This window comes from Paenibacillus sp. FSL R7-0345 (genome assembly GCF_038595055.1).
Taxonomy (GTDB): Bacteria; Bacillota; Bacilli; order Paenibacillales; family Paenibacillaceae; genus Paenibacillus_AQ.
In genome coordinates this window covers 2,689,537-2,703,517 of the sequence record NZ_CP152002.1, presented here as the reverse complement: position 1 = coordinate 2,703,517, position 13,981 = coordinate 2,689,537, and the positions used below count along the sequence as shown (strand labels likewise).

The window sequence follows — 13,981 nt, the reverse complement described above, 5'->3', positions numbered from 1 at the left end:
CTTTTTGGCTGTATCCTGATTGAGTATAATCATAGTAACATTAAATGCCCTTTCATTTCTCACGGGGGAGTGAAAGGGCATTACGGTTCACTGATGTAAGCGATTTAATTATTATCATATCAGTTCGTTTTTCACAGAAACAGGGGCTGTATTTACATTTATAGTGCTCTGTTTGTATTTTGAAAGTAGACACAAACGCAAAACAGCGACGCTCCCGGTAGCGGGAAAATCGCTGCTCTGCTTAAAGCCGCAAATGTTGCGGCTTTTTACTGCATTTCTCACTTCTTCAGTTTGCCCTTAATCCTTAAAATTCTCTATAAAAATCATCCCGGATTTCAGAAACGGCCAGGTAGCACTCTTTTCCCTCCAGCAGCTTTGCCGGCACTCTCCAGACTTCTCCGTAATAATAGCTGTCCGCAACCAGCTCACCATCAGCATAAATCTGGGCAACATCACCGTAATAATCAATATTTACGAAGCCTTGGGAGCCTGTAACTATCATTTTCTGCCAAGTGACCTTGCGCTCACCGCCGATGTGCAGCTCCTCTGCATACTTAGGCTCAAAAGGAACATGTTCTACAGCCTCGAGAGACAGAAAAGGCTCAGTAAAAGACTTCTGGACGGTGTTGTAGGCAAAGCCCCCGCCATCCCAGTGCCAATAACCGAAACTACCTTCACTGATGGAACGGATTTCTCCCTCTGCCTTGTACAGATCGCTCTCCTCACCTACATATATTTCCCCATCCAGCTTGCGCAAATATTTCGCTTGTTCCCAGGTGAGTGTAATAACGTTGACGCCATTTACCCGGAAACCTGATTCCAGTCCCGCTTCTGGAGTGAATGTCTGTCCATCTTCAAACTGATATTCAGCAGCAATACCTGGAATCTGTACGAAGAAATAGGTATCGCCCTGTCTGCATAGCGGCTGAGCCGTTGCGTATTTCAACAGGTTGCCAGACAGGTCCATCCGGAACGGCATAAAAAAGCTGACATCTCCGCTCACGTCAATCGGCGGGAAGGTAACGGTTCCTGTATCTATCACAGCCCCCCGAATATCTTCGAGCGGTGAGAGCCGCTGGTAATGGTTCACAAACACAAATCCGCTGTTACCGTCTGTACGCATAGCATACCGTAAGGAGGCCGTATCCTCCCGTTTCACCGTATGCTCAGCCTCTACCCGGGTCATCGGAGCAAGGGTCTGGTCAAAGTCCTGTACAAACAGATGCAGCAGATTCAGCAGCCCGTACTGCCCCCGCGCTTCCCCGTATTCAGAAAGAGCTGTCTGAAAATCATAGGAAAGAATCGGCAAATCATTCGGGTAGCCGGTTGCCTTCGACTCCTGGAAGGTGGACAGCTTACCGAGCTGATTCGTCCCGCCATGGTACATGTAGTAACCGATCAGATTATTGCCGTCTCCGAGCTTTACCAGTGAAATAGCGTAAATATCCATCTCTTTGATAAGGGGTCTGCGGTGGTGCGTCACCTGCACGCCGCCGCCGAGTTCGCAGGTCGCAAACGGATAACGCTCATACGGCAGCTGCCATTCGCCGTCTTCTTCACTGCTGCGGGGAAGCAGATCCGCCCCGATTCCTGTATCGTTACGCATACCTGTAAAGAAATAATGCGGAGACGGCGGAAGCGGATCCAGGTGATCCTCCCACGGGGCTTCACAGTAGCCTCCAAATACAGGAACCACTTCATCAACCGGGATCTTAGCACCGGAGACCGCGTTCCAGCCTGTTACAGTATAGACAGGTGCAATCATCCCGCATGCTATCGCCAGTTCTTTCAGTTTAGCCAAATGTTCAGCATCATTCGTCAGCTCGTTCTCTACCTGGACAGCAATGATATTGCCCCCGTCTTTATAAAAGAGTCCTTGGACCTGCTCAGCAATTTTCTCATACAGGATCTTGGCTTTGGCAAGATACTCCGGATTATTCTCGCGCAGCTTGAACGGCTTCTCCAGCAGCCAGTCCGGAAATCCGCCGTTTCTGCATTCCCCGTGCGCCCAAGGGCCGATGCGGAGGACAACCTCCAGTTCTGCCTTTTGGCACTCCAGTATAAACGCACGCAGATCATTATCACCGGAGAAGTCGAACACACCCTCGATCTCCTCATGATAAATCCAGAACACATAAGTAGACACAAGCGTGATGCCGCCTGCCTTCATTTTGCACAGCTCATCATACCAGCTTTCCCTGGCACATCTGGAAAAATGGAATTCACCCATCACCGGAATGAACGGCTTACCGCCGCGTGTGATATATAGACTCGTTACATCAATTCTCTCTCCTGCCGGATTATCTCCGCCAAGATTTAAATGATTGCGGAGGATCTCCGGCTGCTTATACTCTTTAAATGTATACATTGATAATCTTCCTCTCTGCAAGTTCCTTCAAAGATATTCCTAATGTAACGCAGTCCTTGGCATAAGCCAATCGAACTTATTCGGCTAAGCATGGATTATATTCTTGCCTGTCTCATTTATTGGAGCCATCCGGACCCCATTGCCATTGTAACGTAGAGGTTAACGATGCCGTTAGGATTATAAGACTTAAAAACTAGTATATAATGAACATTTCCGGTAAAAACGTATGTAAAGATTCAGCTGCGTTTCGCATACAAACAGCCCGCCGGCAAATCCCGGCAGGCTGCAACAAACATAGCTTATTCCGCAAAAATCTCGTCCAGCACCCGGCCATCACCATGAGAGAAATCAACTCCCAGAATCCGGCCCAGTGTCGGGGCGATGTCGACCATTTCGAGTTCCCCGAAGGCATAATCCTGGCGGATCTGGCTGCCGGAGACAACGATGTTGCAGCGGTAGCCGCTTTTATCCGGGGAATAACCGTGTGTGGCGTAACGGATACCCTTTGCCTCCAGATCGACAACCAGCGGCTGGTCCAGGCTTTCGTCAAAGCTATAGCCTTTTTTGGCCTCAAGCATGATGTCTGTTAACAGACTGGCATGTAGAGCTTCCAGCATATCTTTCGTGTACAGACTTTCAACGCCTGAAGCTGCATCCTCCATGTACGCTTTTACAGCTTCAAGAGCCAGCTGCTCTGCCTCCGTATCACCCGGCCGGACATGCAGGTAAGCCGAACCGCCGCCGCACTGGAAGTACGCCCGCCATTTCCTTTCACCGTTCTCTTCATAAATCAGGCCCTTTTCCTGCAAAAGCTTGTTCAGATGCACCTTGTACCGCACATTGAACTGGCCATGATCGCCGAGCACCATCATTACGGTATCCTCCTTGATCCCGGCGTCCTCGACAGCCTGCATAATTTCGCCCAGCCGGTTGTCCATCCGCAGGATGACCTGCTTCACTTCCTCACTGTCGGTCCCATACTGATGCTTGGCATCATCGAGATCGATCAGATGCAGCATAAGCAGGTTGGGTTTTTTGCGCTTGATCGTATCCACAGCACATTTGGCCGTAAAATCATCCAGATAAGGCTGCTCAATCCCCTGCCTGATCTTTCCGTGCCTCAGCTCCATTTGAATGCAGAATAAGGGGCTGCCGCTGCGCAGCACTTTTAGCGCCTGATTCTCACCCTTTAAGGCTCTGATCTCCGGGATATTATATTGAATGGATGACTTGCCGGATACCGGCCAGAGAAGTCCTGCGGTGCTCATCCCAGCCTTCCGCACAGCATCATAAATCGTCGGAGCCTTGACCGCCTCGCGGAACCAGAACCAGCGCTGATCCTCCTCCGGCACGAACGGCTGCAGCGGATTGTTATGATGGATGCCGTGCTTGGACGGATAAACACCGGTAGCGGTAGTCGTATGAACGACATAGGTAAGTGTGGGATAAACGCTGCGGAGCCGGTTGCTGTAAGCCCCGCTTTTCATTAATTTGCCCAGATTGGGCAGACGGCTCGCCAGTTCCCAGTTGTCCTCAGAGAAAGCATCGTAGGAGATGACGATCAGATGCTTCGCTTTTGGCGAAAGGGCCGTGTTCGGTTCCATATTAGTTCCCCTTAGGTAATGTGATAAAGACAAAAAATCCGATCAGAAACAGCGGGATAATTGACAAAATGCTGTAGGTCGCGTTACCCGTCAGCGTAGTTGTCAGAGCCATCAGGGCAGGCCCGAGGATCGCAGCAAATTTTCCAAAAATATTATAGAACCCGAAGAACTCATTGGAGTTCTCCTTCGGAATGATTTTGGCAAAATACGACCGGCTGAGCGCCTGAATTCCTCCCTGGGCAGAACCGATCAGCGCTCCCAGAACAAAGATATGCCACACTGACGAGATAAAGAAAGCGGCGATACAGGAGATGATGTATGTAAAAATGCCGATGATGATCATTGTGCGTGCAGAGTATTTTTTGGCCATATTACCGTAAATAATCGCACATGGAAAAGCAATAACTTGGATAATAAGCAGAATACCGAGCAGTGTAAAAGTGTCCAGCGAGTCTGCGCCGAGTACCGCCGTGGCATACGGCACCACCATTTTGATAATCGTATCCACTCCGTCAATATAGAAGAAATACGCTAGCAGGAACACGAACACAATTTTGTGCTGACGGATGTTGGCAAAGGTAACAGCTAAGCGTTTAAAGCTTTTGGCAACCGGATTAGGCTCGGGTTCGATATAGTATCTCTGTTTCACGTCACGGATCATCGGCACCGTCAGCAGCCCCCACCAAAGCGCCGTAATGATGAACCCGATCTGGTAGCCTATGGCCTTATCCATCCCCATAACAAAAATCAGCAGCAGGCTGATCCCGAACGGAATGACGCTGAAGATATAACCGAACGCAAACCCTCTCGTTGATACTTTGTCCATCCGCTCATTCGTAGAAATGTCCACCAGGAACGAGTCATAGAAAATATTAGACCCCGCAAACCCGATGGCCGACAGTATGTAAAAAGCAACCAGCAGCTGCCACTGTCCGCTATCCGGTGAGACAAACGCCAGAGAAGCCGTAGCCAATATCCCGATCGCCGCAAAAAAGATAAAAAAGCGCTTTTTCCGGTCCTTGTAATCGGCAATCGTCCCCAAAATCGGGCTAAGTACGGCCACCAGTATACTGGCGATGGAATTAAAGTAGCCCAAATCCATACTGCTGTCCACACCCTTGAACATGCCGAACACAATCGGCAGCAGCGCCGTCGTCACCGCCATCGAATACGCAGAATTGCCGCAGTCATACAGAATCCATGATTTCTCCTCTTTGCTCAGCTTCATCTAATCTTCTCCTCTTTCATAACTGAATGGTTCAGTTATATCACATGAACGTATGGAGCAAGTTAAACGGATGTAAAATCATAGAAATGGTATGCTTCAGTACTCCCCTTTGATCACAAAAAACGAGCCGCGGATCGTTCCGGCCAGCTTCGATTTCTGCCGCGCGAATTTGAACTTCTCCTCCAGCTCCTTAGGCACATCCATCCCTTCGGACAGCTTGAAGCCGACAGCCCGCTTCTTCGGGTCGTCTACGGTATACATCACATTAATCGCCAGGCCGTCCTCGTAGAAGACATAGGTAAACTGGATATTTTCCACCTGAAAACGTGAGGTTTCCAGCGGTTTGGCTGCGAACTCGATATTGCGCTCTTCCTTCAAAATCAGGTTCACATACTCAAGATCCTTCTGGCTTTCACCGGCCGGTACGGTTGTAAACTCGTGCTTGTACTTGTTCATAAAATAACGCGCTTCATTAGCCCGCAGGCCAGCCAGCGCCTCTGCTACAGGGGATGACTCCAGCCCGACTATAGACACCTCTTTAAAATCAACGGTATACGGCATGTCCATTCCTCGCTTTTCTCGAATTTGTACTCGTTTTCAATCAAATTTGATATTTACTATGATACCAGAAACTTCAATTTAAGAGTTAGTATTTACGCCTTTCCCCGGGCATAAACAAAAAACCAACACCCGGATAACGATCACATTACGATGAAACTAATGGCTGGTGCATCTATATAAGTTAAACTAATGATTTTTATGTTTTGGGATTGGCCGTGACTCCAGAGAATGTTTGGACTTCCAGCCGCTGCCCTCCTGCAGATTTCTTGATTTATACTGTTTTTAACGGTTGAACTCCTCAGACAGCTTATGCTTCCGAAGTGAGCTTTTCTGCGAAAAGCTTTCAGGCGGTCGCATTCGCTCCTACAGTTCCAAAATTCCCCTCCGCCACTTTTCGCTTTGTCTAGTCTTTAGTTCAATCTATCTAGTTGGATTTTCGGCACTTAATTCCATCATTTCTCACCTTTTGAAACTTCTAAGTGGAAAATCGACACTTATTTAGGCCACAAACCCTCTCTGAGCACTGAAATGGCGAAATTAAGTGGCATTTTTCCAACTAGCACCCGTCCTCCGCCTAGATAGCTGCGAATTAGATAGCAAATTTCCACTTAGTGTGGTGGTGGCCACCATCGAGCCATCTCCCGCCAACCGCCTCAACATTCATCTATCCATTAGTTGCTCTACCTACCGAGCCGTCCCGCCAATTTCCCCGTAAAGCCTACTTCCCGCCGACTGTCCTACAACTCACAACTCTATCCACCAACCGATCAACTCCCTGTCACATGCCCCCCCGTTCCATAAAGAAGCTGCTCCCAGCCGCATTTATACACAATCCCTTCCTATTTCACAACAACAAAAAAAGCGCCCCCATACGGAGAACGCTCTACTCTAACTCCCTCTCTCTTCTCTAACTCAATCTAACCTATTGCAGTGACTTCACCAGGTTGGACCAGAACGCAGAGTAATGCTTCCAATCCATAAATTCGGTTGAGCCCCAGTGCGGGGAGCAGTCGCTGGCAAAAGCGGCGGTTTTGCCTTCGCCGTATGAACCTACGGTCAGGATCGCATCGCCGTTATAGCTCAGCAGCTCTTCGGCATCAGGCTTGGCCGCCAGTTTGTTGTAACCGAGCAGCCGCGGCCACTCACCGTAGCCTACCAGCGCATGCTCCTGCTTCACCACTGGTGAAAAGCCGGCCGGCATCTCCACCCGGTCATCACCAGGCTGCATCACTACCGGCAGCACTTCGGCCAGAACCGTGTTTACATAGTTTGCCTTACCCTCGATCCCCATAAAGGTCAGGTACCCGCCGACCATCAGCATACCGCCGCCTTCGGCCACATACTGCTTGATGTTGTCCAGCGCATTCGGGATAATCTGCATCTGGTAGAAGGTCGGATTCTGCAGCAGGAATGTATTCGCACCAACGTCACTGATCACAATGGCATCATAAGCTTTCAGCTCCTCAAGTGTCTGCGGGAACCGTACCTGCACCTCATGGGCCGGCATATAGGTTACATCAATGCCTTCCGTCCGCAAACAGGACAGCAAATAAGTCGCCCCTTCCTCGTATTTCGTTGAAGTGAAGCTGTCATATCCCTTGGTATGGATCATATGCACCACCCAGGATTCACCGACAAATAGAATTTTCATGTTGTTATGGCACCTCCGTTTTAGTTTGATCTCCTCAGAATTCTTCCGTAAGCTTCTTCCGTCAAAGCCTTAAAGTTAAGCCTCTTCTGTACCGCACCAGTCGATAATCGTTTTCGCCATCATTTTGACCGCCTGGATCACTTCAACGGTTGGCGTAAACTCGTCGCTGTGATGAGCCAGGCTCGGATCGCCAGGGCCAAAGTTAATTGTCGGGATGCCGACATTGACCGGCCAGCCCATATCGGTATGGAAGCCGAGGCCTTCGATCTTGCCTTCTTCGCCGATCGCCTGCAGCGACTGGACACAGGTCTGCACAAACGGGTGGGCCACATCGGTTTCAGCACAGTCGGCATCGACCATCCATTCGATTGCCGGCAGATGTTCACTCAGCCACGGGTCCTGTTCAGCTGCCGCACGAAGGAAGTCTGTCAGCTCCTTCTTGACATGGCCGCCGACCAGCTTCTCGTCACGCTCTGACGGAAGATACTGGGCATTAAAGACAATCTCCGCTTCATTGGCAAAAGAGGTCGGGTACTCTCCGGCATTAAGCTGGGCTACATGCACCTGACAAGGGATCGATAAGTACGGATGGGTTTTGCTTACAGCCCACTTTTCATTCAAACGGTCGAACGCATCGAGAATGTAGCGCGCTTTCTTGATGGCATCCACTGCTCCGCCATCCTTCCAGTCCGCCTGCGGCATTTCGATATGCCCGCTGCGGCCCTGGATTTTGATCTTACCCCACAGGATACCTCTGCACAGGGGCGCGATTGTCAGGGAAGTCGGCTCAGTCAGAATGCAGGCATCCGCCCGGTAGCCATGGTGGATGAAATCCAGCGCACCCATGCCTCCGGCCTCCTCATCTACCACGGTGCCGACTACAACCGGGCCTTTCAGCTTCAGCCCGCTGCGAAGCACCGCTTCAACCGCCATAATCATGGCGGCCACGCCGCCTTTCATATCGACCGTGCCGCGGCCGTACATTTTTCCGTCGATGATTCTACCTTCGAACGGGTCAACCGTCCATTTGGAACCAGCCATTACGACATCGATATGGCCAAACAGCAGAAGCGATTTGCCATTCGTTCCTTTACCGAACGTTGCGGCCAGATTCGGTCTGCCGGTGAAGTCACGTCCCGGATAATAACCCGCCATCCCCTCATACTGCTTCAGGTCGTCAGCAACCGGCTCCCACATCTCAATTTCCGCGCCGAGTCCTTCGAGCTTACGGGAGAGAAATTCCTGTACATCCTTCTCCTTGGACGGACCCGGCTCATCGAAAAACCAGGGATTGACGCTCGGAATTTGAATCAGCTGCTGCAAAAATCCAAGGATTTCATCCTCATGTTCATCAATCCATTTCATTACCTGCTGTTCCTGTGCCATGTCTTCTGCTCCTTCTTGGCCGTCACCGCCGGGAATATTCCCGGCGCTTCGGCATCAGCTGTAGTCCTTCATTTAACCAAAAGTAACCGAGTCCCGGCCGGCAAAATCCACCCACGGATTAATCATTTCGTCGCCGAATGTATCCTTTTTCTTTTCAATTGCAAAAAGATAGCGTGCATCCTCTGCCGCCGGATAAGCCGGGCTGTGCCAGACACCGCGGCCGATGACGATGGCCTGTCCCGGCTTGATACGGAATGCCTTCACCGTAGAAGGATCAGGCTGCTCCTCCGGATCGTCGATGTCCAGACAATGTGCCACCGGCTGGATAATCTCCTTGTCGAAGGTGAGCAGCAGCTCTTCACGGCTGACGTGCCGCTCCATCGCCGTCACCGTAAACCCGCGCTGCTTCGTGACCACCAGGCCGAAGCCGATCGGCTCCGACACATCGAGCATCTGAATGTAGCTCCAGCAGTCCCAGCCGTCGCCGCTTTTGGACGACTCAGCTGCAGGGATATCCACCACTTTTCCGTAAGGAGCAAAGCTCTCTGCCGTCAACTCTTCAATGATTATCTTATGTTCCATGCAAGCTGCCTCCTATAACAGCTCTGACTTAAAAGTCAAAGCTGCCTACATTTTCGCTGGTCACTTCAAGCATGCCGATAAATACGTTCTGGCCGTCAACCTTGACTGCTCCCACGTTCGGGATTTCCATGCCGTCAGTAATTTCGTTGCCCTGAGCCAGCTGATCCAGAATATACACAGTGGTGTAGGCAAGCTTGCCCGGATCCCAGATGATGTCTGTCTTGATCGTACCGCTCTCGATATAGCTCTTCACTACGCTTGGTACCGCAATACCGGTAATGGCAATCTGACCCTGCTCAATCGTGCCCGCTTTCACTGCCTGCTCAACCACCTCAGCCGCTGCCGGCGGTTCGCCGCCTGCAAAGCCGATGATCCCTCTGAGATCCGGATACGTCTGGATCAGGTTCTGGGCATTGGCGTAAGCTTTTTGCTGATCATCATCACTCGCTACCGTTGTTACCAGCTCTATGCCGGGATAATTCGCTTCAAAGTAAGCTTTTGCCGCATCGGATTTAGCAATCTGGTTCTGCGAACCGAGACCGGCCACCATGAACGCTACCTGTCCCTCACCGCCGATTTCCTCGCCGATTGTCTTGGCCAGCAGCTCGCCGACTTCCTCATCTGTAGCCGGAGCTACGTAATATTGGCGGTCCGTATCCGGTGCATCGCTGTCCCAGGTAACGATCTGCACATCCTGGTCAGCTGCTTTTTTGAACACAGGCCCTACCGCTTTGGCATCATTCGGCGATACGCCGATTCCGCTAACCTTGCGGGTCAGCATATCCTGAATCATGTTGATCTGCTTGGAGGAATCCGCCTCAGTCGGTGCGTTAAAGATTACCTCTACTCCCATGTCTTTGCCAGCCTGAACAGCGCCTTTTTCCGCAGCCGCCCAGTAAGCCGGTCCGATCGATTTCGGATTAATGAAATATGTTCTGGTGCCGGAAGCAGCCGCTCCGTCATTGCTTGAGGCGCCAGCATGATTAGCCGGAGAATTACCCGAATTTCCGCTACAAGCACTCAAGGTCAAAGCAAGTACGCCAGTCAATACAGCCAATGTCATTTTTTTCATAGGTATCACTCTCCGCTAATTTTTTTTATTTCCTACCGCAATAAGCAGCAGCGCTCCCAGAATCACTGCCTGGTAGAGCACCGAAACCCCCAGCAAATTCAGACCGTTACGCAAAAACACGATAATCAGCAGACCGACAAACGTGCCGGTAAGACTCCCCCTCCCTCCAAAAATATGAGTGCCCCCGATTAAGGTAGCCGTGATGACGTCAAGCTCTATATTGGTACCCGATGTCGCTTCGGCGCTCGCCAGCCGTGACACCAGGAATACACCCGCAAGTGCAGAGAACAATCCGCTGAGCATAAAGAGCGCAAACCGGACGCGGACCACGGAAATTCCGGAAAACCGGACGACCTCCTCGTTGTTGCCAATCCCGTAAATGTAGGTGCCAAAGCGTGTTTTTTTCATAAAGAAATGGGCAATCAGGAACATCACGACGAGGACGATTGCATTAAACGGAATACCGGCAATGTACGTCTGGCCAAGAAAGTAGAAGGAATCCGGGTAACCACTGATCGGCCGGCCCTCATTCACGACATAAACCAGACCGCGCAGCATGACCAGCATCCCGATGGTGACGACAATTGCCTGCATCCGGTGCCGGGCAATCAGATAACCGTTAACGGCTCCGCAGAGGAGACCAGCCAGCAGACCGAAGATGACACAGACCCAAATGTTATAGCCTCTTTCAAAAGCAACCCCCATCGATACAGCCGAGAATGCCAGGATCGAGCCGACCGACAGGTCCATCGCACCGGAAATAATGATCATCGTCATCGGGATGGCAATCAGCCCGACCTCCACCATCTGGTTGAGCACATTTGTGAAATTGGTTACTGACAGGAAATAGGGCGACAGAAAGCTGAACAGGATCAGAATAAACAGCAGCAGAACCAGCTGAACGAGCAGCGTATTTGATTTGAACGGCAGACGGCTTGTCCAGCTTTTCATACCAGATCCCCCTCTCTCCCTTTATTGTGGTGCGCCCGCTGCAGCGTGTTGATGACTATAGCCAGGATAATCAGAAAACCGGTCGTAGCATCCACCCAGAACGGCGACACCTTGGCGATGATCAGCCCGTTTTTGACAATGCCCATAAACAGTACGCCGAGCATCGTTCCGGCAATCGTCCCGACCCCGCCGAAGATACTGCCGCCGCCGATCAGTACAGCAGCCATGACTTCAAAAGACAGGCTGTTACCCGCAGTCGAAGCCTGGACACTGCCCACCTTTGCGGCAAAAATGACGGAGGCAATCCCGACCAGCAGTCCGGTTAACACGTAGACCATAAACTTGGTTTTGGGTACGCGGATTCCGGCAAGCTTGGCCGCTGAGCTGTTCCCTCCGACGGAGTAGATTCTCCGGCCGGCACGGGTGAATTTCAGCAAATAGATGAATACGGCGATCAGCAGAATCGCTACTAGGAGCGGAAACGAAACGCCTGCCACCGTCCCTTGTCCGAAAAAGCGGAAGCCTTCGGGAAAATTGTTCATCCAGGTCCCCCCGCTGATCCCGACCGCCACGCCCCGGAAAATGTACATGGTTGCAAGCGTCACGATAATGTCGGGAATTTTGCGGACGGCGATGAAATATCCGTTGACCATCCCGCAGAGGACGCCGATCACGATTCCCAGCAGAGCTGCAACTACGGGAGAAATTCCTTTACTGAGGAACAGCCCGACCGAGGTGGCCGTGACAGCCAGAACGGAGCCGACCGACAAGTCCATGCCGCCGAGCAGGATTACCATTGTCATCCCGATAGCGACAATGAACATGGTGATGTTCTGGTCCAGAATCAGCTTAAAGTTATTGATTGCGAAAAAATCCGGTGAAATGAGCGAGAACAAGATGATGACAAGTATCGTGAAAATCAGAATCGGTGCTTCATGCACATTTAAAATACGTTTCATATGACGGCTCCTTCCGTGCGGGGATAGGATGCCCGCTGCAGCAGCTGCTCCTGGTCGGCTTCACCGCGGGCAAATTCATGGACAATTTCCCCTTTATACATGACCAGCACCCGGTCACTCAGGCCAAGGACCTCCGGCATCTCGGAGGAAATCAGCAGGATGCTCAGTCCCTCCTGGGCCAACCCGTGAATAATGCTGTAAATCTCCGCCTTGGCGCCGACATCCACACCCCGGGTCGGTTCTTCCAGAATCAGAATATCCGGCTTCGCCGCCAGCCATTTGGCGATGACGACCTTCTGCTGGTTGCCTCCACTGAGAAAATCTACGCTTTGTCCGTCCCCCGGAGCCTTGATCCGCAGCTTCTCCATGTACTCTGCACTTACATCCCGGATAGCATCGCGGTCCAGCACCAGTCCCTTGGATAATCCGGGTAAGGTCGGCAAGGAAATGTTCTGCCTGATCGACATCGGCTTGATAATGCCCTGGCGGTGCCGGTCGGGCGGGACATAAGCTAACTTTTTAGCTTTGGCATCGCCGGGGCTGGCAATCCTGACAGGCCGGCCATTGATTTCCACCCCGCCGGTTCCCCGCTTGAGGCCGAACAACCGCTCGGCAACGGTATGTGATCCAGAGCCCGGTATGCCGAATAAGCCGAGAATTTCGCCTTTATGCAGCTCAAACGAAATCTTGTGGCTGGCATCCAGCGACATTTCGTTGACCTTCAGCACAACCTCTTTCCCGGGCGGCTGCTCCCGGACAGGATACAGCTGCTGTACCTCTTTGCCGACCATCATCTGAATCAGGCTCTGTTCGGTGACTTCACCGATCGGCCGGGTGCCGATTTTGCGGCCGTCCCGCAGCACAGTGACCTTATCGGCGATTTCAAAAATTTCCTTCATCCGGTGCGAGACATACACAATGGCCACTCCCTGCGAGCGCAGCTTCCGGACGACTTCGAACATCTTTTTCACTTCATTCTCGGGCAGCGCTGCCGACGGCTCATCCATAATCAGCACATCCGCCTTAAAAGATAATGCCTTGGCGATCTCGACCACCTGCTGGCTATGTACACCCAGATGCCGCACCTCCTGACGGACATCAATTTCGCCGCCTCCGATGGAATCAACCAGCGCCTGCGCCTGCTCGACCATTTTTGACCACTTGATTACACCGAAGCGGCCAACCATTTCGGGACGGTCAATGAAAATATTTTCCGCTGCCGACAAATTGGTAAACAGGTTGAATTCCTGGTGGATGATCGACACCCCCTGAAGCTGCGCATCCAGCGGATTGCGGAAGGCCGCCTCTTTGCCTTTCAGCCTGATGACCCCTGCGGTTGGCGAATAGACGCCGGAGAGGATTTTCATCAGTGTCGATTTGCCGGCACCGTTCTCTCCCATTAACGCATGCACTTCACCGGGATATAGTTCAAAATCAACATCCGCCAAAGCTTTCACACCGGGAAATTCTTTGCTGATTCCTTCCATGGACAATACTGGCTGGCTCATCCTCTTGACCCCCTTCTTCATTCACAGTGCTGGAACCGGGTTTATGCTTCCTCACTTTAAAAAGTCTAAGCGTTAATTGATAAAAGTGCATAGATGCAGAATGGTATTCCC

The 13,981-nt window shown here is 51.4% G+C and carries 11 protein-coding genes; all 11 read right to left on the bottom strand.

All coding sequences use genetic code 11. From position 1 onward, the window contains the following. Positions 1 to 304 precede the first annotated feature (304 nt). The 11 genes from NST84_RS11240 to NST84_RS11190 all read right to left on the bottom strand — a co-directional run bounded on the left by NST84_RS11240 (position 305) and on the right by NST84_RS11190 (position 13,870). The gene (locus tag NST84_RS11240; protein ID WP_342565651.1) at positions 305 to 2,368 is read right to left on the bottom strand and encodes a beta-galactosidase; all 2,064 of its coding nucleotides are present in this window, start codon (positions 2,366 to 2,368) and stop codon (positions 305 to 307) included. Between the two features lie 299 nt (positions 2,369 to 2,667). Then, positions 2,668 to 3,972 (bottom strand): alkaline phosphatase family protein, encoded by a 1,305-nt coding sequence (locus NST84_RS11235; RefSeq protein ID WP_342565650.1) that lies wholly within the window; start codon positions 3,970 to 3,972, stop codon positions 2,668 to 2,670. A 1-nt stretch (position 3,973) separates the two neighbouring features. Continuing rightward, complete coding sequence (locus NST84_RS11230; RefSeq protein WP_342565649.1) at positions 3,974 to 5,200, bottom strand: MFS transporter; 1,227 nt, start codon at positions 5,198 to 5,200, stop codon at positions 3,974 to 3,976. A 96-nt stretch (positions 5,201 to 5,296) separates the two neighbouring features. After that, positions 5,297 to 5,761: a phage tail protein gene (locus tag NST84_RS11225; RefSeq protein WP_342566404.1), complete on the bottom strand. Its 465-nt coding sequence runs from the start codon at positions 5,759 to 5,761 to the stop codon at positions 5,297 to 5,299. Positions 5,762 to 6,683: 922 nt separating this feature from the next. Beyond that, positions 6,684 to 7,412, bottom strand: coding sequence for a glutamine amidotransferase (locus NST84_RS11220; RefSeq protein WP_342565648.1), 729 nt, complete (start codon positions 7,410 to 7,412; stop codon positions 6,684 to 6,686). 75 nt (positions 7,413 to 7,487) lie between these two features. Continuing rightward, a complete protein-coding gene (locus NST84_RS11215) occupies positions 7,488 to 8,798 on the bottom strand; it encodes an ArgE/DapE family deacylase (RefSeq protein ID WP_342565647.1) in 1,311 nt (436 codons plus the stop codon). A 72-nt stretch (positions 8,799 to 8,870) separates the two neighbouring features. Beyond that, positions 8,871 to 9,380 (bottom strand): ureidoglycolate lyase, encoded by a 510-nt coding sequence (locus NST84_RS11210; protein WP_342565646.1) that lies wholly within the window; start codon positions 9,378 to 9,380, stop codon positions 8,871 to 8,873. Positions 9,381 to 9,408: 28 nt separating this feature from the next. Beyond that, positions 9,409 to 10,452, bottom strand: coding sequence for an autoinducer 2 ABC transporter substrate-binding protein (locus tag NST84_RS11205; protein ID WP_342565645.1), 1,044 nt, complete (start codon positions 10,450 to 10,452; stop codon positions 9,409 to 9,411). A 15-nt stretch (positions 10,453 to 10,467) separates the two neighbouring features. Continuing rightward, a complete protein-coding gene (locus NST84_RS11200) occupies positions 10,468 to 11,403 on the bottom strand; it encodes an ABC transporter permease (RefSeq protein WP_342565644.1) in 936 nt (311 codons plus the stop codon). Continuing rightward, positions 11,400 to 12,362 (bottom strand): ABC transporter permease, encoded by a 963-nt coding sequence (locus NST84_RS11195; protein ID WP_342565643.1) that lies wholly within the window; start codon positions 12,360 to 12,362, stop codon positions 11,400 to 11,402. Before NST84_RS11195 ends, NST84_RS11200 begins: the two co-directional genes overlap by 4 nt. Beyond that, positions 12,359 to 13,870, bottom strand: a complete 1,512-nt coding sequence (locus NST84_RS11190; protein ID WP_342565642.1) for a sugar ABC transporter ATP-binding protein — start codon at positions 13,868 to 13,870, stop codon at positions 12,359 to 12,361. Before NST84_RS11190 ends, NST84_RS11195 begins: the two co-directional genes overlap by 4 nt. Positions 13,871 to 13,981: the final 111 nt, after the last annotated feature.

Bases quoted from the DNA above. Each gene is read 5' to 3' on its own strand.
- NST84_RS11240 (WP_342565651.1), bottom strand. From the start codon at position 2,368: ATGTATACATTTAAAGAGTATAAGCAGCCGGAGATCCTCCGCAATCAT.
- NST84_RS11225 (WP_342566404.1), bottom strand. From the start codon at position 5,761: ATGCCGTATACCGTTGATTTTAAAGAGGTGTCTATAGTCGGGCTGGAG.
- NST84_RS11195 (WP_342565643.1), bottom strand. From the start codon at position 12,362: ATGAAACGTATTTTAAATGTGCATGAAGCACCGATTCTGATTTTCACG.
- NST84_RS11220 (WP_342565648.1), bottom strand. From the start codon at position 7,412: ATGAAAATTCTATTTGTCGGTGAATCCTGGGTGGTGCATATGATCCAT.
- NST84_RS11200 (WP_342565644.1), bottom strand. From the start codon at position 11,403: ATGAAAAGCTGGACAAGCCGTCTGCCGTTCAAATCAAATACGCTGCTC.
- NST84_RS11230 (WP_342565649.1), bottom strand. From the start codon at position 5,200: ATGAAGCTGAGCAAAGAGGAGAAATCATGGATTCTGTATGACTGCGGC.
- NST84_RS11215 (WP_342565647.1), bottom strand. From the start codon at position 8,798: ATGGCACAGGAACAGCAGGTAATGAAATGGATTGATGAACATGAGGAT.
- NST84_RS11235 (WP_342565650.1), bottom strand. From the start codon at position 3,972: ATGGAACCGAACACGGCCCTTTCGCCAAAAGCGAAGCATCTGATCGTC.
- NST84_RS11205 (WP_342565645.1), bottom strand. From the start codon at position 10,452: ATGAAAAAAATGACATTGGCTGTATTGACTGGCGTACTTGCTTTGACC.
- NST84_RS11210 (WP_342565646.1), bottom strand. From the start codon at position 9,380: ATGGAACATAAGATAATCATTGAAGAGTTGACGGCAGAGAGCTTTGCT.
- NST84_RS11190 (WP_342565642.1), bottom strand. From the start codon at position 13,870: ATGAGCCAGCCAGTATTGTCCATGGAAGGAATCAGCAAAGAATTTCCC.